Raw genomic sequence first — 17,005 nt, forward strand, 5'->3', positions numbered from 1 at the left:
GTGAAGCCGTGGAACGTGCGGTCAGAGGGTGACCCGGCCCGTCAGGTCCAGGCGCGGTAGGGCTCGTCGAGCAGCTGGAAGACCGGCTCGCCGCGCACCGGATCCTTGGCCGTGGAGAGCCGGACGCGGTCGCCGCTGTGGATCCCCACGGGCGGCCCCATGACGCGGCCGCGTACGACGAACCCCTCGCTCATCTCGATGAGGGACACGTTGCGCGCGGCGGGCGTGTTGCGGTGCACCACGGTGGAGTGGCGGACGGTGCCCGTGCCCGAGCTGCGCTCCGTCCTCAACTCGCTGCCCTGGCACACCGGGCACAGCAGCCGGTGGAACATCGCGGTTCCGCACCAGGTGCAGCGCTGGAACAGGATGGCGTCCTTGGTGTCCGCGGTCGCGGGGTCGAGGACACCCGTCGCGGAACCGGCCGTCGGATACGAGTCGCTTGCTGAGTGGTGATGCACGCTGGTCAACTCCCTGCGCTCGGCCGGTGTCCCGCATGCGGGCGGGAACCCCCGCACGCGTGTGCGCGGTCGCCGTGCCACCGTGCACACCGCCAGCGTATGGCACTGAGTGTCACTCGTAAAGGCACTCCGTACCCCAATATTGCGCGGGCCCGGGCCGCTTGACGCCCGCCCGGGCCCGGGGTCAGGCGCGGCCCAGCGCGGTCTCGAACTCCTGCACCACGCGCCACAGCGGGGCGTCGCGCCGCGACACGAGCACGACCACCTCGTCCGTGTGCCCGGCGCGGCCGACCGTACGCACCGGCCTGCCGAACGCGGCCTGGACGTGGCCCAGCGCGTGGTCCACGGCCGTGCCCGCGTCGCCCGACCCGTCCGAACGCAGCCACGAGCGGAGGGCGTTGTTGTGCGCGGCGACCACCGCGGCCGCGACGACGTCCGCCTGGAGCGTCCCGTCGGGCCAGCCGGCGAAACGCTCCCGCAGGTAGGCCGCGAGCGCGCGCTCGTAACGCCACACCACCGACAGCTCGTAGGCGCGCAGGCCCGGTACCTGCCGGGTGAGCCGGTAACGCTGCACGGAGAAGGCCGGGTTCTCCGCGTACATGCGCAGCACCAGCCGGGCCGCGTCGCAGACCCGCCGCACCGGCTCGTCGTCCGCGGCGCCCGCGGCCAGGAAGGTGGTCATGTCGTCGAGGCAGCGTTCGTGATCGGGGAAGACCACGTCCTCCTTCGACGGGAAGTAGCGGAAGAACGAACGCCGCCCGACCCCGGCCAGTGCCACGATGTCGTCCACCGTGGTCTGCTCGTACCCGCGTTCCAGGAACAGTCGGAAGGCCGCCGCGACCAGGGCGTCCCTCATCGGCGGCTTCGCGGCCGGCGCCGCGCTGCTGGAGCTCATGACCGGGAAAGTAGCACCGAGCACCACTCCTTGACACTCCGTGCCCGGCACGGGCTCATCAGAGGGAACTGAGTGCTTCCCCGGCACCTCCAGACCCGTGCCGTTCCGCGGGCAACCGTCCCCACGCTGCGCAGTAACCTTTCTCCACCGTTGCCGCCACCGGCCCGTCCGAGGAGATCCCGCATGCCCGCCGCGCGCCCCCGCCTGCTCTACGTCACCGACCTGGCGTACCCGGCCCGCGGGCGCCGCTACGGCGACGAGGACGTCTACCTCACGTCCCGGCTGCGCGCCCTCTTCGACCTCGCACTGTGCCACCCGCTGGACGCGGCTGCGCTCATGGGCGGATTCGACGCGGTGGTCGTCCGCAACAGCGGGCCCGTCCTCGGCTACCAGGAGGAGTACGACGCCTTCCGCGCCCGCGCGCTGGCCGAGGGCGTGCCGGTGTACAACCCGCTCACCGGCAAGGCCGACATGGCGGGCAAGCAGTACCTGCTGGACCTGACCACGGCAGGCTTCCCGGTCATCCCGACGGTCGACCGGGCGGAGGACCTCCAGCTGCTGCCGGCCGCCGAACGGTACGTGGTCAAGCCCAAGTTCGGCGCCGACTCCCTCGGCCTGCGCGTCCTGCCCGCCGACCGCCTCGCCGACGCCCCCCGCGCCGACGGCGGTCTCCTCGTCCAGCCCTGCGTCGACTTCGTCCACGAGGTGTCCTTCTACTTCGTCGACGACGACTTCCAGTACGCCCTGTACGCCCCCGACCCGGCCCGCCGCTGGGAGCTCACGCCGTACGCGGCGACCGCCGCGGACCTGGAGTTCGCCCGCCGGTTCATCGACTGGAACGGTCTCGTCCACGGCATCCAGCGGGTCGACGCCTGCCGCACGGCGGACGGCGGGCTGCTGCTGGTCGAGCTGGAGGACCTCAATCCCTATCTCTCCCTGCACGCGCTTCCCGAGGAGGACCGGGAGTCCTTCGTGGCCGCGCTGACCTCGTCCCTGGGCCGGTTCGTCCAGGGCTCCTTCCAGCCGGCCTGACGCGGGCGCACGGCCGGGCCGCGCCCGTCCTCGCGGCACGGAGCCTGAACGGCGCCGCCCGCCGGGCCGTACTGCCCGTGGGGACCGCGGACCCCGCACCCCACGGGACGGAAGGAGAGCAGCGTGCCGACACCACCGCCCGAACCCCCGCGGTCCGGCCGGGGACCGGTCCTCGAACCCGTCCGCGTCCAGCGGTTACGGCGCTTCGACGCCCTCGCCGAGCTGATGCGCGAGGTGATGCCCGACCTGGAGTCCGTCGATCCCGCGGCCCCCGCGCCGACGGCACGCGCCGGGGGTGACGCGGAGGACGACACCCAGGAACTCCCGCCGGCCGCGCCCGCCCCGGCGGTTCCGCCCGCTTTCCGTGCCCCGCCCCGCGGTTCCGGCACCCGGCGGGCGGCCGTCGTCCTGACCGTCGCCGCCGCCGCGCTCGTCGGCTTCGGCTGCGCCCTCCTGCTTCCCGCCCACGACCGGACGGCCGCCGCGGCCGGCGCGCGGCCCTCCCGTGCGGCCGTCGTCCCGACCGCCTCGCAGGCACCACCCGCGGCCTCCACCGGGCCGGGGCGCGGTGTCACCGGAGCCGTCGACCCGGACGGCGCCGGCACGCTCCGTCAGGGCGACGCCGGCCCCGAGGTCGTCGACCTGGAACAACGCCTGCTGCGCATCCCCGACGTCTACCGTGACGGCTCCACCCTGGGCACCTACGACAGCACCCTCACCGAAGCCGTGGCCCGCTTCCAGACCTGGTACGGAGTCAGCGGCGACGAGCGAGGCGTGTACGGCGACGACACCCGGCGCGCGCTGGAGTCCCGTACGGACTCCGCCACCGGCTGAGCGGGCCGACGTCCCTCGGGGGGACGGAGGCGGGTCGGCCGGCGCGGACGGACGTGGGTCAGCGGCCGGCGCCGCGGGCGGTCAGCGCCTCGGAGACCGCGCGGACGCTGCGCGCGATGTGCTGGAGCTGCAGCACCTCCGCGGCGTACATCTTGATGCTGTGTTCGATCACCGACTCGGGCAGCCCGAGGCCCGGAAGTTCGGTGCGGGCGGTCTGCAGCGCCGTACGCGCCACCCGGACCTCCTGCTCGACCTGGAGCTGCGCGTGCCGGGCCAGCAGCACGGGGTGGCGGATCAGCGCCGGGTAACTGGCGTAGCGTGCCGGGATCAGTTCGCGCAGCCACTTGGCCGCCGACCGCTCCCAGTCGTAGCTGCCGGGCGTCTTGACCTGGCAGGGCCAGTCGGGGCCGACGCGCGTGCTGGTCAGGGGCATCGTCATCGCTTCCGGTCTGCGGTCTCGGGGACAAGGCTCGGGGGCAAGGGGGAACCGGCTGCGGCGCGGGCCCCGCGCGGGGCCGGCCGGGACCGCGACGGGCGTGTCCTTCGAGGCGTGCCGGGGGAGCGGTCCGGACGGTCCGCTGCCGCGCGGTGAGCGGAAAAATGACGGCAGACGGGTGTCCGTGCGGGAACCCCGGCGCTTCGGGGTGATCGACCCGCTGCGTTCCGTGAGCAGTATTTATATATACGGAGGGCTTGGCAAGACGCATGAAAACTTTCACGCGTGAATTGCGGCCTATGGTCCCCGGGCGGCGAATGATCCCTTCGGGGATCAGTCCTTGAGGAAGAACTGCTGTTGGTCGGCGCCCTGTTCGTACTTCTCCAGCCGCGCCTGGGTGCGCTCGGGGTCCGCGTCCGTCATGGCCTGGAGCAGCGCCGCCGCCATCACACCGGGTGCCGCGTAGGAGTCGAAGACCAGGCGGGAGCCGGTGCCGGTGGCGAAGGTGACGTCGGCCTCGTCGGCCAGCGGGCCGAGCGCCAGATCGGTGATCAGCGCGACCCGCAGCCCCGTCTCGCGAGCGGCCCGCAGCGCGGTGAGCGTCTCCTGCGCGTGCCGGGGCATCGCGAACGCCAGCACCCAGCTGCCGCCCGCCTCCCGCGCCTGGAGCAACGCGTCGTACGCCACGCTCCCGCCCCGTGTCACCAGCCGTACGTCCGGGTGGACACGGCGGGCGGCGTAGCCGAAGTACTCGGCCAGCGACGCCGAGATGCGCAGGCCCAGGACGGTCAGCGGGGTGGAGCGGGACAGCGCGCGGCCGACGCGGATCACCCGGTCCGGATCGGCGAAGTCGCGGCGCAGGTTCTCCAGGTTCTGCAGCTCCGCGTCGACGGCCGCCTGGAGTTCGTTGGCGCGGTCCTCCTCGCCGGGGCAGCCGGCCAGGGTGCCCAGCGCGATCGACTGGAGTCTCTCCCGCAGCGCCGGATAGCCGCTGAACCCGACCGCCGCGGCGAAGCGGGTGACGGAGGGCTGGCTGACGCCGACCCGGTCGGCCAGCTCGGTGATCGACAGGAACGCGGCCTCGGTGATGTGCTCGATCAGGTACTGGGCGACACGGCGCTGCCCGGGGGACAACCGGGGGCCGTCGAAGAGTTCCCGGAGCCGGGAGGTGGGCGCGGCCTCGTCCTCCGTACCGGTCCTGCCCGAGGTGATCACGGACGCCTGGGCGCGCGCCTGCTGCGGCGAGGGAGCCGGCGCGCACGGCCCGCCGGACACGGACGCCAGGGACGGCCGCGCCGGTCCGGACGGCTGCCGCGGCACCGGCCACAGCGAAGAGGCCACCGCCTTCGCGGGGTGTGCCGGTTCCGCCGGGTCCCCGGACTCGGCCGGACGTGCCGGTTCCGCCGGTTCCGTCCGTCCCGCGGCTCCAGCCGGTCCCGCCGGTGCGTCAACGTTTTCTCCCACGACCAGTCAACATAGCCCACACCCCGCCGTGGTCAGGGAGTTGTGAAGGAGAGGGGGAGGAAGGCCGCTCTCACCGCCGGTACAGGGTGATCGAGTGGCCCACGTCGTCGACCGGGCGGCTCGTGCGGATCAGCCCGGCCAGTTCCCCCCGGGCCTTGGCGGCCGCCGAGTCCGAGACGGCCAGCAGTCCGTGCACCCGGTCCGGTGCCACCGCGCGGGGATCGGAGGCGTGGATGCCGTAGGACGACGGCACGCCGCTGCCCTTGTAGACCAGCCACACCCGCTCGCCCGGATAGCGCTCCCGGAGCCGGTCGGCGAGCCGGCCCAGGTCCTGCCCCCAGTCCACGTTCGAGTCGTGCAGCACCCGATGCGTGCCCGCCGGGCCGCCGAACGCCTCGTTGGCGTAGGGCAGGTAGTACGGGAACGCGCGCAGCGAGCTCACCGCGACCCACAGCACCAGCACCCCGGTCGCCGCCCAGGCCGCGCGTCCGCGCCCCTGGCGGAAGAGGACGCCGGCGCACGCGGCCGCCACGGCGAGGAACATCGGCACGAACACCGCGTACCGGGTGCCGAAGTCCCGCGCCCCCGTCATCGCCGAGGCGAGCAGGACCACGGGCGGCAGCAGCAGATACGGCGCCGCCGCCCGCAGCCGTCGTACCGCCACGGCCGTGACGCAACCGGCGACACCCGCCACCAGCAGCCCCAGCGGCGTCTTCACCAGCAGGGCGGCCGGCAGGTAGTACCAGAGCGAGCCGGTGTACACCCGCCCGAACAGAAAGCCCTGCCAGGGGTAGTCCTCCATCCCGAACTGCACCCGCATCCCGGCCCGGTACGCCTCCGGCAGCGGCAGCAGGTCCGTCAGCCGGCCGCGCGGTCCGGGCACGGCGGGCACCGGCGCGGCGGGGTCGAAACGCAGCCGGGGGTCGACCGCGAGGTACGCGGCCCAGACGACGGCGACCGCCACCAGCACCACCACGGCGACCCCCGTGAGGCACCGGCGCGTCTCCCTCCACCGCCCGCCGCCGGGCCGGGCGGCGCGCACGGACACGACGGCGAGCAGCATCAGCACCGGTACGGCGGGCAGCGCGCTCATCCTGGTGGCCAGGGCCGCGCCCAGGGCCGCGCCCGCGAGCGGCAGATACCGCCCGGGCCGGTGACGCGCCCGGTGCGCGAGCCACACGGACGTCAGCACGAACCCGGCCGCCGGCACGTCCAGCGTGGCCAGCGAGCCGTGCGCGATCACGTCGGGCGAGAAGGCGTACAGCGCGAGCGCCACCAGCCCGCCCGCCGTACCGGCCACATCACCCGCGAACGACCGCACGACCAGCCCGAAGAGCAGCGTCAGCACGATCACCGGCAGCCGCGCCCACAGCATCAGCCGCCAGGGGTCGTTGCCTGACTCGTACAGCAGGTGCCGGCCCACGTCCCCCTGGGTCCCGGTGTACGACGGGTCGTAGCGCGGGCCGGCCACCGCGACTCCCGCGGCGATCAGCAGCTTTCCGAGCGGCGGGTGCTCGGGGTTGTAACGCAGCCGGTGTTCGCGCAGGTAGTCGGTGGCCGTGGCCACGTACACCGGTTCGTCGATGGTGGGCGTCTGCTCGACGGCCGTGGTGACCATGGCCGCCGCCATCTGGGCCAGCAGCAGTACCACCAGCGCCGGGACCAGCCACCGGCGCCGGCGGCGCAGCGCGGCGTACAGGAGGGCCGGGAAGGGCGTCCGCGCGGGGGCGACGGCGCCCCCGGGTGCCGGAACCGTCTTCTCCGCGAGGACCGTCTGCTGTTCGTGCGCCGTCACCGGACCCGCTCCCGGAGTCGTACCGGCGGACCCTCCGCCGTGTACCCAGGCTTACGGGCCGGCGCCACGTGGAGTTCACCGCGACACGGGTGAACTCCGCACGGCCCTTCCGGCGCGACCGCGGCGGGATCGTCTGCGAGGGTGGAAGACGCACTCGTCGGACGAGCCGGGACGGTGAACGGTGACGCCTTCAAAGCTGAACGGTACGGCGTACGACCACGCGAAGAGCCTGATCGAGGAGGGCCGCTTCGTCGCCGACAGCGACGACTGGGGCGAGGTCCAGCCCTCCGCGGCCCAGGAGAACGCCTTCATCGAGGATCACGGGTTCGCCGGGTTCGCCCAGTGGTGCCTCGGCGTGCGGGAGGACGAGCCGGAGGACACCAAGGAGCGGTACTCCTACCCGTACGGCGACTTCGAGAAGGTGCACCGCAGCGGCCTGGTGGCGGTGGAGTCCCGGGCCGGGCAGTACAAGCACCACGACATCGAACGCGCCGCCCGCCATCTGCGCGAACTGATCGACGAGCGGTCGTAGGGAGCGTCTCTCCGATCTTCGTGGGTCCGCCTAGGAGGCTCGGGGCCGGACAGGTGCGGGCAGTGCGGGCGGCGGGACCACCAGGTCCGCCAGGTCCCGGGTCGTGGCGACGAGGTCGGCATTGCGCTGGTCGGTACCCAGCACCCAGGCCACCGCCGCCTCGTGGTCCTTGCCGAACTCCTCGTGACGGGCCACCAGCCGGCGCACGCGCTCCCGCTCGTCGCTCGCGCAGAACCACACCTCGTCCAGGGCCGGCCGCACCCGCGCCCACGACCCCTCGCCCAGCAGAAGGTAATTGCCCTCGGTCACCACCAGCCGGGCGGCCGGCGGTACGGGGATCGAGCCCGCCACGGGCTGCTCCAGCACCCGTTCGAACCCGGGGGCGTACACCACTTCGTCCGCGTCCTCCCGCAGTCGCCGCAGCAGCGCGGCGTAACCCGCGGCGTCGAAGGTGTCCGGCGCGCCCTTGCGGTCCCGGCGGCCCAGCCGGTCCAGCTCGACGTCCGCCAGATGGAAGCCGTCCATGGGCACGTGCGCGGCCCACGGCGGGCCGTCCGCGTTGAGCGCCCGCACCAGCTGCTCGGCGAGCGTCGTTTTGCCCGCACCCGGGGCGCCGGCGATGCCGAGGAGCGCGCGCTGCCCGTCCCGGGTGAGGGCGCGGGCGCGCAGGAGGAGATCGTCGAAGGTCGGTGGCACGGACAAGAGTGTGACAGGCCGGACCCCGCGCCCCGCGGGCCAGGCACCCCCCGCCGAGCCTGCCGCGCCTCAGACCAGCGGGCGCGCCAGGAGGCCGAGCAGGTCGCCCGTGGCGTCGGCGGCGCCGAGCGCCGCGAGGGCGCCCAGAGCGAGCACGGCGACGGCGGCGGACCACAGGGGCGGGAGCGGCGTCGTCTGCAGGGCCGCGATCCGCCGGGAGACGGCACGGTCGGTGAAGGCGAGGGCGCAGCCGGACCGGGCGCCGCCCGCCGTGAGCGCGGCACGGGCCAGCGCGCGGGCGGTGGTCCCGCGGTCTCCGACGGTGGCCGCCGCCCGCTCGTCGGCCCACCGCTCCACCAGGAAGGCCACCGAGGAGCGGACCGGGCCGAGCAGCGGATTGGCCGCGGCGGCCAGCGCGGCCGCCGTGACCAGCCGGCCGTGCCGATGCGCGAGATGGGCCCGTTCGTGCGCCAGCAGCACCCTGCGCTCGGCGGGTTCCAGCGCGGCGAGCATCGCCGAGGTCACCACGATCCTGCCCGGCCTGCCGGGAACGGCGAACGCCCGCGGCACCGCGGACGCGGCGACCACCAGCTCGGTGTCCGCCGGATGCCCCGCGCACAGGTGCCGCAGCGTCCGCCGCAGGGCCCGCTCGCGGCGGACGGTCCGGTACAGCCGGTGCGCCACGAGCAGGAGGAGGAGACCCGCGGCGACCCCGACGGCCTCGGGCACCGGATCGACCAGCCGGTGCCCGTCCTCCCGGGCCTCCGCGACCACCGGCGGCGCGTCCCCGAGCAGGGCCGCGGTCAGCAGCACCAGCGACCATGTGGTGGCCGCCGCGATCACCACCGCGGCCCAGGCGAGCACCCGTGCCGCGAGGGCCGGGGCCACGCGCCGGCCCATCGCCGGGCCGACGAGCGGCAGCAGCGCGGACAGCACCAGCGGGGTGTACACGTCGTACCTCACGTCACGCCCCGCCTCCGGCGAGCAGCTCCCGCAGCGCCCGCTCCTCCTCGGGGCTCAGGCCGGTGACGAACTGCTGGAGCGCCGCGATCGGGTCCGGGCCCCGGTCGAGGGCCTCGTGCATCGCGGCGGCCGTCAGCTCCGCCGCGTTCTTCGCCGGGCGGTACGCGCCGCGCCGCCCGTCGGCGTCCCGCAGGACCAACCCCTTGTCGTACAGGCGTTTGAGGATGGTATGGACCGTGTTGTACGCGAGCCCGCCGCCGATCTCGGTCTGAATCTCCGCGGGGGTCAGCGGTCGCTCGGTGGCCCAGAGGGCGGCCAGTACCTCGCTCTCCAGTGCCCCGGCGCCGCGCCGCTCCGCTCTGTCGCGGGACCCTGTGCCAGCCATGCCCCAACCTTACAGCGCGTAGGGCCGTCGGCCCGATGGCCGTGCCTGCCTGACGGGCGTCCATGTGGCGCGCTAGTTTGTCACCGTCGTTCCCGTTGTCCCGCTTGCCCTCGTTGTCGTCGAAGACCGATCTGCGGCCCTGGAGGCTGTAGGGTCGCGGCAGACCCTACAGGGTGTAGGGGGTGAGGGGTGGCGATGGCCGGCAGCGCGCACGCGACGGTGGCCGGGCCCGGGAGCACTCCCACCCGCGACGACGCCACCGCCCCCGCCCGCGCCCGCGGGCTCATGCCCCTCGCGACGGTCGCCGCCGTCTTCACCGTGGCCCAACTCCTCCTGGTCCCCCCGGTCATGGGACTCGGCTGGGACGAGACGGTGTACGTCAGCCAGGTCAGCGCGCACGCCCCCGCCGCCTTCTTCAGCGCCCCCCGCGCCCGGGGCGTCTCCCTGCTGACCGCGCCGATCGCCGCCTGGTCCTCGTCCACACCGCTGCTGCGGGTCTTTCTCGCCGTGCTGTCCGGCCTGGCCCTGTTCCTGGCCCTGCGTGCCTGGCGCGGCCTGTTCCCGGTCCGCGTACTCGCCGTGGCCGGCGCCCTGTTCGCCTCCCTCTGGGTCACGCTCTTCTACGGCCCGCAGGTCATGCCGAACTACTGGGTGGCGGTGGGCGCTCTCGCCGCCGTCGGATGCTTTCTGCGCGCGGGGGCGGGGGCGTCGGCGGACTTCGGCGCGGGTGCGGAGGCCGGCGTGGACGCGGGTGCGGGTGCGGGTGCCGGCGCGGGCGTGGCCGAGCGTGCGGGTGCCGGTGTGGGGGCGGGCGCGGTGGACGGTGTGGGTGCCGGTGCCAGTGCCGGTGCCGGTGCGGGCGTGCGCGCGGGTGCTTCAGGGGGCGCGGTCGACCGGCGGCCTCCTCGCGGAGCCCGGCGGTCCGGGGAACGCCGGGCCGCGCTGGCGGGCCTGGCCGCGAGCGCGGCGCTGATGGCGCTGATGCGGCCCATGGACGCGGTCTGGGCGTGCCTGCCGCTCCTCGCCCTCGGTCTGCGGTCCCGCTACCGGCGCTCCCTCCTCGTCCTCCTCGCCGGACTCGCGGCCGGTGCCGCGGAGTGGGTGATCGAGGCGTACCTCGGCTACGGCGGCCTGCTCCGCCGGCTGTCGGACGGCTCGGCGATCCAGGGCGGCCTCGGCCTCCACCTCGCCGTCGTCGACCAGCTGCGCAGCCTCGGCGGACGGGCCCTGTGCCGGCCGTGCACCGGCGCGCTCCCGGGCCCCGCGGTGGTGTTGTGGTGGTTCGCCCTGCCCGTGCTCGCCGCGCTCGGACTCGGCGCCGCCGTCCGCACCCGGCGCACCATGCCGGTCCTGGCCCCGCTCGCCTGCGCGGTCACCGCCGCCGTCCCCTACCTCTTCCTCATCGGCTACGCCGCGCCGCGTTTCCTCCTGCCCGCCTACGCCCTGCTCGCGATTCCCGCCGCCTGCGCACTCGACCGCACGGCCACCGCCCGCGACGGCTCCCGGCGCCCCCTCGCCGTCGCACTGGCGGGACTCGTGCTCGTCGCCCACCTGACCGTCCAGCTGACGGTCCTGATGCCCCTCGTGGACCGCACCACCGTCGCCCGCCAGGCCTGGGCCGGAACCGCGGACACCCTCCACGGCCTCGGCGTCAGCCCGCCCTGCCTGCTCACCGGGCACGAGGCGATCCCGGTCGCCTTCTACACCGGCTGCTCCTCGGCCGACACGACGGGACACAACGCCAACAGCACGGTGGGGGCCATCTCCCGCACCGCCCGGAGCCGTCCGGTCGCCACCCTCGTGGCACCGGGCACCCTGCCACCGGCGTACACCCGCGACTGGCCGTTCGTACCGTACGGCGGACTGCGCCTGTACTACGCCGTACCGGAGGCAGGCCGATGAGCCGCGCTGGAGGCAGGTCGGTGAGCTGCGCTGGGGGCAGGTCGGTGAGCCGCGCGGGGGGCGGGGCGACGAGCCGTGCCGGAGCCTGGCCGATGAGCCGCACCGGAGCCCGGCCCATGAGGCCGATGAGCCTTACGGGGGCCCGGCCCGGCGATCAGCGACGCCGCGAGCGGCGAGCCTGCCGGGGGCCACGGGGGTGCAGGGTCGCCGCCGCCGACGGGCACGGCGCGCGACAGCTGCCAGGACGCCTGGGGGCCGCCGTCGGCGGAACGCGAGGGGCCCTCGGGACGCCCCGCGCCGGTGACGCCGGGGCCAGCTCGTCGAGAGCGCCCCGCACCGGTGGGCAAGGAGGCCGCTGATGCCCCGACACCCCGCCACGGACGCCGTCTCCGACGGCCAGGGGACGGTACCGCGCTCCGCGCACGTTGATTCCGCGCATGTCGCTCCCGAGCACTGCGGCTCCGCGCATGGCGGCTCCGCGCACGGCGATTTCGAGCGCGGCGGCTGCGCTCACGGCGGCGAGGGCGCCGCCACCGCTGTCGGCCCGGACGGGACGGCGTCCGCTCCCGGACCGTCCGCGGGACACCCGACGGACCTCGGTCCCGCCCTCGCACGGCGACGGTCCCGCCGGCACGGTGCCGTCTGCTTCGCCGTACTGCTCTGCACGGTCTTCCTGGTGCAGCGGCACTGGCCGGTGGTGCGGGCCGGGGTGGCGCGGCTGGCCCTGGCCGACCAGGGGTGGCTGCTGGTCGCGGCGACGGCCGCGCTCGCCACATGGGCGGCCTCGGCGCTGGCGCAGCAGGGCGCGGTGACCCGGAGCCTCCCGGCTGCACGTCTGCTCGCCGCGCAGTTCGCCGCCTCCGCCGCCAACCACGTGCTCCCGGCCGGACTCGGCGCCGGCGCGGTCAACCTGCGCTTCCTGATGCGCTGCGGACTGCCCGCGAGCCGCTCGGCGGCCGCGCTCGCCGTCAAGGCCGGTGCCGCCGCGGCGGTCCGCCTGGCCCTGATCGCGGTCCTGGTCCTGACCGGCCCCGGTCTGCTGCGGATGCCGCGCGTCTCCCCGGCCGTCCTCGTCGCCGTACCCGTCGTCGCCGTTCTGCTCGCCGCGCTCGTGGCCGGGCCCCTGCGGCCGCGCTGCCGCCCCGTGGTGGCGGCCCTGCTGACCGACATCCGTGCCGTGCACGCCCGCCCGCCCCGCGCGGCGGCGCTGTGGGGAGGCTCGCTGGCCTTCGCCGGTCTGCACTGCGCGGTCGTCGTCGCCGTCGCCCAGGCCGTCGCGCTCCCCCTGCCCGCCCTGCAGGTGGCCCTCCTGTACCTGGCCGCCAGCACCGCCGCCGCCCTGCTGCCCACACCGGGCGGCCTGGGCTCCCTGGACGCCGCGCTCGCCTTCGCGCTGACCGTGTCCGGCGCCCCCACCGCCACGGCCGCATCGGTGGTGATCGGCTACCGCCTGCTGACCGTGTGGCTGCCGCTGGTGCCGGGCCTGTTGGTCCTTACGTTCCTGGTACGCCGCAAAGCGCTGTGAGACCGGTCTGTGAGCCCAGTGGCGCCGACGGCGGGAGCGAGGGGCGGCGGAACCGGGAGGGGCCGGCCACGAGACCGACGCGCCGCCGGTGTCTCGCGGCCGCGGGGTCGCGACCGCGAGCGTCAGTGCCCGGGGCCGGCCGAGCGGTCGGTCCCGGATCCGCGGTGGTGAGCCGCCCGGGCCGCCGGGACAAGGGGGATGTCGCCGGATTCGGCGCGGGGGCCGGTGCCGGGCTCCGGGTGCGCGGGCAGCAGCCCGCCCGCCGCGCACAGCCACACCCCCAGCCAGCCGGCCGCGAACAGCCAGCCACCGAGCACGTCGGTGGACCAGTGCACGCCGAGCAGGATCCGGGTCAGCCCCACCCCCGCGCCCCAGCAGGCCACCGCGACGTACAGCGGGAGGCGGCCGCGCGGGGCCCGCACGGATATCGCGAGGATCACCAGGCCCGCCGTCAGTGCCGACGTGGTGGTGTGTCCGGAAGGGAAGGACCAGCCCGAGGCCTGTGTCAGCCAGTCCCGGTGCGGCGGACGGGCCCGGCCGGCCAGCGCCATGACGCCGTACCGCGCGGCCTGGCCGGTGGCGAGACAGACGAGTGCGAGCAGTGCCGCGACCACGCGCCGCCGCCGGTCCCGGACGACGAGCAGCCAGGCCGTCGCGACCAGCACGTAAGGGATGACCCCGGTGCCTGTGGAGGTCAGCACCCTCGCCGCGGCCACCAGCACGGGCGGACGGTGGTCCGAGGCCCAGGCGTGCAGTGCCCGGTCGGCGAGGATCGGTCCCCCGTGCCCGAGGAGCACGGCCGCAGCCAGCCCCGCGAACGCGAGCCACGCCCCGGACGCGGCCCAGGACGCCCAAGCGGGCCGCCTCCCGGCCGCTCCGTTGTCGTCGGCCGTGCCCCTCATCGCAGTCGCACCCCTTCCACCGGCCACGCTCTTCCCCGCGGTCACACCTTCCCTCCCGGCCGTGCTCCGCCCTCCGGGTGGGCCCCGTCCTCCGGCCTCTTTCTGTCGTCCAGGCGTCTTCCGTTCCCCGGCCGTGCCCTGGTGTCCAGGCGTGCCACGTCCTCCAGCCGTGCCCTGCCATCCGGCCGTGCCCTGCCATCCAGCCGTGGCCCCTTCTCCGGTCGCGGCCCGTCGTCCGGCGCGCCCACAGGGGGAGTCCGCGACGTCAGCAGCGGCCGCAGTCCTGCCGTCGTCGTCAGGCGGCCGGGCATGCCGTGTCCCCAGCGCCGCAGCGCGGTCATGACGGCGGCGGCGACCAGGCCGCCGACCAGGACGCCCGCGAGCACGTCGTGCGGGTAGTGCACTCCGACCCAGACGCGGGAGGCGCCCATGGCCACGGCGAGGACGGAGGCGAGCACCCCCAGCCGGCGGGAGACGAAGAAGAGCGCCACCGCGGCCGCGACGGCGATCGCGGTGTGATTGCTGGGGAAGGAGTAGTCGCCCGGCGCCGGGCATGCCTCCAGCGTGCGGAAGGGCAGGTTCCGGCAGGGCCGGTCCTCGCGTACGAGCAGCTTCAGGCCCGAGTCCGCGGCGAACGCCACCACGACGGCCACCGGTACGGCCAGCGCCGTCATCGCCCGGTCGGCTCCCACCCGGCGGGCCCGCCACCAGCCCACCAGCATGAGCAGTGCGAAGACCGCCAGGCCGTACGCCGACCACGCCGCGACCCCGCCGTCCAGCCACCCGGGGGAGCGGCGGGCGAGATCCACCACGTCCCGGTACAGCGGCCCGTCCACCGACGGGCCCGTGAGCGCGAGCGTCATCCGCGGGCCTCCCTCGCGGCCTTGCGGGAGCGCAGCACCTCGGCGGCGAGCGGGATCAGCGACAGGGCCACGATCAGCGCGATCACCGGCAGCAGATACCGGTCGACGTTCGGGATCGAGGAGCCCAGCGCGTACCCGCCGAGAATGAGGCCGAGGCTCCACACGAGCCCGCCGGCCACCTGCCACACGGTGAAGGTGCGCGCCGGCACGCCGAGCGCGCCCGCCATCGGGTTGAGTACCGTGCGCACCACCGGTACGAAGCGGGCCAGCACGATCGCCTTGGCGTACCCGTACCGTTCCAGCAGTTCCTCGGCGCGGCGCGCGCCTTCGTGCAGCCGGGCCGACCGGCTGCGGCCGAGCAGGGCGCCGCCCGCCTTGCGGCCGATGAGGTAACCGGTCTGCGAACCCGTGAGGGCACCGACGGCCGCCGCCACGAGCAGCGGCCCGAGCGACAGGTGCACACCCCGGCCGGACGCGCCCGTGCACAGCAGGCCCGCCGTGAACAGCAGGGAGTCGCCCGGCAGGAAGAAGCCGATCAGCAGGCCCGTCTCGGCGAACAGCACCACGCCGACCCCGAGCACGCCGAACGCGGCGAGCAGGGAGTGCGCGTCGAGCACGTTGACCGCGAGCTGCGACGCGAGGTCCGAGGGAGTGGCCATGGCCGCACGCCCCTTCCGTTGTTCCGGCCGGAACGGCACCCGCACCGTCCGACTACAGATATGTAGACCGTCTACCGAACTGTAGACGACCGGGGCGTCGCGATCGTTCCCTGGATCCGTCCCGATGTCGCCGCCCCCTCGGGGAACGACGGTGCGCGGGTCGCCGTGACGGCTTTCGTGGCAGGTCATCCGGATGCCGGGGGAGCGCGGCCCGGTCCCGCTGCGGCGCGGGCCCCTTCCCTGACCATGGGAAAGAAGCGGCGCCGCTTTCTCTGCACATGAATTGCAATTACGAGAATCTGGCACCAGACTGCGGTGGTCAGACAGACGGATCCATGTCAGTGAAGGACACAACTCTCCATGACGGCCGCCCCCGGTTCCGCTCCGCCCCTTTCCGCACAGGACGGTGTCAGGCGCTCGGCCTGGCAGCGTGTCCGCGGCTCGATGACACGGCAGGAGTGGATCAGGGTCGGCTCCATGGCCGGTTTCGTGATCGCCCTGCACGTCATCGGCTGGGGCACGCTGGTCGGCATCGTCGCTCCGGAGCACTTCAGCGTCGGGACGCAGTCCTTCGGCATCGGGATCGGCGTGACCGCGTACACGCTGGGGATGCGGCACGCCTTCGACGCCGACCACATCGCCGCGATCGACAACACCACCCGCAAGCTGATGGGCGGGGGGCAGCGCCCGCTGTCGGTCGGCTTCTGGTTCTCGCTCGGCCACTCCAGCATCGTCTTCGGCCTCGCCCTGCTGCTCTCCCTCGGCATGAAGACCCTCGCCGGACCGGTCCGCGACGACAGCTCGCACCTGCACGAGGTCACCGGCATGATCGGTACGACGGTCTCCGGCGCCTTCCTCTACCTGATCGCCGGCATCAACCTCGTCGTCCTGGTCGGCATCTGGAAGGTGTTCCGCCGGATGCGTACGGGGCAGTTCGACGAGGCCGCCCTCGAACAGCAGCTGAACAACCGCGGCTTCATGAACCGCCTGCTCGGCCGGGTCACCGGGGCCATCACCAAGCCGTGGCAGATGTACCCGCTCGGTCTGCTCTTCGGTCTCGGCTTCGACACCGCCACCGAGATCGCGCTGCTGGTCCTCGCCGGCTCGGGCGCGGCCTCGGGGCTGCCCTGGTACGCCATCCTCTGCCTGCCCGTGCTGTTCGCGGCCGGCATGTGCCTGCTGGACACCATCGACGGCTCGTTCATGAACTTCGCCTACGGCTGGGCCTTCTCCAAGCCGGTCCGCAAGGTCTACTACAACCTCACCATCACCGGTCTGTCCGTCGCCGTCGCGCTCATCATCGGCACCGTCGAACTCCTCGGCCTGCTCGCCGACAAGTTCGCCCTGCACGGCGCGTTCTGGGACTGGGTCGGCGACCTCGACCTCAACACGGTCGGCTTCGTCATCGTCGGCCTGTTCTTCGCCACCTGGCTCGTCGCCCTGCTGGTCTGGAAGACGGCACGCATCGAGGAGAAGTGGACGGCCGGCCTGGCCGAACAGACCGCCGACTAGCACCTGTCCGGCGGATCACCACGCGGCGCGGGGCGCCCCCCCGGGGGGGGGGGCCCCCCCCCGGCCGGGCCGGGGGGGGGCCCCCCCACCGGGGGGCTGGTGCGCCCCGGGTTTGGGGGGGGCACCGCCGGCCCCCATGATGAGTCCCCCAC

The 17,005-nt window shown here is 74.5% G+C and carries 16 protein-coding genes and 1 pseudogene; 6 read left to right on the forward strand and 11 right to left on the reverse strand.

Features of this window, described 5'->3' with window-relative positions; all coding sequences use genetic code 11:
* Positions 1 to 41 precede the first annotated feature (41 nt).
* Both ACIPRD_RS08880 and ACIPRD_RS08885 read right to left on the reverse strand, forming a co-directional pair.
* Complete coding sequence (locus tag ACIPRD_RS08880) at positions 42 to 458, reverse strand: zinc ribbon domain-containing protein (protein WP_356404926.1); 417 nt, start codon at positions 456 to 458, stop codon at positions 42 to 44.
* A 184-nt stretch (positions 459 to 642) separates the two neighbouring features.
* Positions 643 to 1,353, reverse strand: coding sequence for a TetR family transcriptional regulator (locus ACIPRD_RS08885; protein WP_401561364.1), 711 nt, complete (start codon positions 1,351 to 1,353; stop codon positions 643 to 645).
* A gap of 183 nt (positions 1,354 to 1,536) precedes the next feature.
* On the opposite strand from ACIPRD_RS08885, the gene ACIPRD_RS08890 reads away from it, so the two are divergent.
* Positions 1,537 to 2,385, forward strand: coding sequence for a hypothetical protein (locus tag ACIPRD_RS08890; protein ID WP_356404930.1), 849 nt, complete (start codon positions 1,537 to 1,539; stop codon positions 2,383 to 2,385).
* A 123-nt stretch (positions 2,386 to 2,508) separates the two neighbouring features.
* Positions 2,509 to 3,219, forward strand: coding sequence for a peptidoglycan-binding protein (locus tag ACIPRD_RS08895; protein ID WP_401561367.1), 711 nt, complete (start codon positions 2,509 to 2,511; stop codon positions 3,217 to 3,219).
* 58 nt (positions 3,220 to 3,277) lie between these two features.
* On the opposite strand, the gene ACIPRD_RS08900 is transcribed toward ACIPRD_RS08895, so the two are convergent.
* The 3 genes from ACIPRD_RS08900 to ACIPRD_RS08910 form a co-directional block, all read right to left on the reverse strand.
* The gene (locus ACIPRD_RS08900; protein ID WP_356404934.1) at positions 3,278 to 3,658 is read right to left on the reverse strand and encodes a hypothetical protein; all 381 of its coding nucleotides are present in this window, start codon (positions 3,656 to 3,658) and stop codon (positions 3,278 to 3,280) included.
* A 330-nt stretch (positions 3,659 to 3,988) separates the two neighbouring features.
* On the reverse strand, positions 3,989 to 4,930 hold the full coding sequence (locus tag ACIPRD_RS08905) for a MurR/RpiR family transcriptional regulator (protein WP_356404936.1): 942 nt from the start codon (positions 4,928 to 4,930) through the stop codon (positions 3,989 to 3,991).
* Positions 4,931 to 5,189: 259 nt separating this feature from the next.
* Positions 5,190 to 6,914 (reverse strand): phospholipid carrier-dependent glycosyltransferase, encoded by a 1,725-nt coding sequence (locus tag ACIPRD_RS08910; protein WP_401561370.1) that lies wholly within the window; start codon positions 6,912 to 6,914, stop codon positions 5,190 to 5,192.
* Between the two features lie 181 nt (positions 6,915 to 7,095).
* On the opposite strand from ACIPRD_RS08910, the gene ACIPRD_RS08915 reads away from it, so the two are divergent.
* The gene (locus tag ACIPRD_RS08915; RefSeq protein WP_356404938.1) at positions 7,096 to 7,446 is read left to right on the forward strand and encodes a hypothetical protein; all 351 of its coding nucleotides are present in this window, start codon (positions 7,096 to 7,098) and stop codon (positions 7,444 to 7,446) included.
* A gap of 30 nt (positions 7,447 to 7,476) precedes the next feature.
* On the opposite strand, the gene ACIPRD_RS08920 is transcribed toward ACIPRD_RS08915, so the two are convergent.
* The 3 genes from ACIPRD_RS08920 to ACIPRD_RS08930 all read right to left on the reverse strand — a co-directional run bounded on the left by ACIPRD_RS08920 (position 7,477) and on the right by ACIPRD_RS08930 (position 9,490).
* The gene (locus tag ACIPRD_RS08920; protein WP_401561374.1) at positions 7,477 to 8,142 is read right to left on the reverse strand and encodes a nucleoside/nucleotide kinase family protein; all 666 of its coding nucleotides are present in this window, start codon (positions 8,140 to 8,142) and stop codon (positions 7,477 to 7,479) included.
* Between the two features lie 69 nt (positions 8,143 to 8,211).
* Positions 8,212 to 9,105, reverse strand: a complete 894-nt coding sequence (locus ACIPRD_RS08925; RefSeq protein WP_401561377.1) for a M56 family metallopeptidase — start codon at positions 9,103 to 9,105, stop codon at positions 8,212 to 8,214.
* A 1-nt stretch (position 9,106) separates the two neighbouring features.
* Entirely contained in the window at positions 9,107 to 9,490 is a 384-nt protein-coding gene (locus ACIPRD_RS08930; RefSeq protein ID WP_356404944.1) for a BlaI/MecI/CopY family transcriptional regulator, read from the reverse strand.
* 195 nt (positions 9,491 to 9,685) lie between these two features.
* On the opposite strand from ACIPRD_RS08930, the gene ACIPRD_RS08935 reads away from it, so the two are divergent.
* The gene (locus ACIPRD_RS08935) at positions 9,686 to 11,392 is read left to right on the forward strand and encodes a hypothetical protein (protein WP_401561379.1); all 1,707 of its coding nucleotides are present in this window, start codon (positions 9,686 to 9,688) and stop codon (positions 11,390 to 11,392) included.
* 358 nt (positions 11,393 to 11,750) lie between these two features.
* The gene (locus ACIPRD_RS08940) at positions 11,751 to 12,917 is read left to right on the forward strand and encodes a lysylphosphatidylglycerol synthase domain-containing protein (RefSeq protein ID WP_401561382.1); all 1,167 of its coding nucleotides are present in this window, start codon (positions 11,751 to 11,753) and stop codon (positions 12,915 to 12,917) included.
* A gap of 122 nt (positions 12,918 to 13,039) precedes the next feature.
* Here ACIPRD_RS08940 and ACIPRD_RS08945 read toward each other — a convergent pair whose 3' ends face one another.
* The 3 genes and pseudogenes from ACIPRD_RS08945 to ACIPRD_RS08955 all read right to left on the reverse strand — a co-directional run bounded on the left by ACIPRD_RS08945 (position 13,040) and on the right by ACIPRD_RS08955 (position 15,341).
* Entirely contained in the window at positions 13,040 to 13,819 is a 780-nt protein-coding gene (locus ACIPRD_RS08945) for a phosphatase PAP2 family protein (protein WP_401561384.1), read from the reverse strand.
* A 263-nt stretch (positions 13,820 to 14,082) separates the two neighbouring features.
* Positions 14,083 to 14,682 (reverse strand): annotated as a pseudogene (locus ACIPRD_RS08950) (phosphatase PAP2 family protein); the annotation flags it as partial.
* Complete coding sequence (locus tag ACIPRD_RS08955) at positions 14,679 to 15,341, reverse strand: DedA family protein (protein WP_356404952.1); 663 nt, start codon at positions 15,339 to 15,341, stop codon at positions 14,679 to 14,681. The pseudogene ACIPRD_RS08950 and the gene ACIPRD_RS08955, both read right to left, overlap by 4 nt.
* A gap of 360 nt (positions 15,342 to 15,701) precedes the next feature.
* On the opposite strand from ACIPRD_RS08955, the gene ACIPRD_RS08960 reads away from it, so the two are divergent.
* Positions 15,702 to 16,853, forward strand: coding sequence for a HoxN/HupN/NixA family nickel/cobalt transporter (locus ACIPRD_RS08960; RefSeq protein WP_401561387.1), 1,152 nt, complete (start codon positions 15,702 to 15,704; stop codon positions 16,851 to 16,853).
* Positions 16,854 to 17,005: the final 152 nt, after the last annotated feature.

This window comes from Streptomyces sp. NPDC090108 (assembly GCF_044747185.1).
GTDB lineage: Bacteria > Actinomycetota > Actinomycetes > Streptomycetales > Streptomycetaceae > Streptomyces.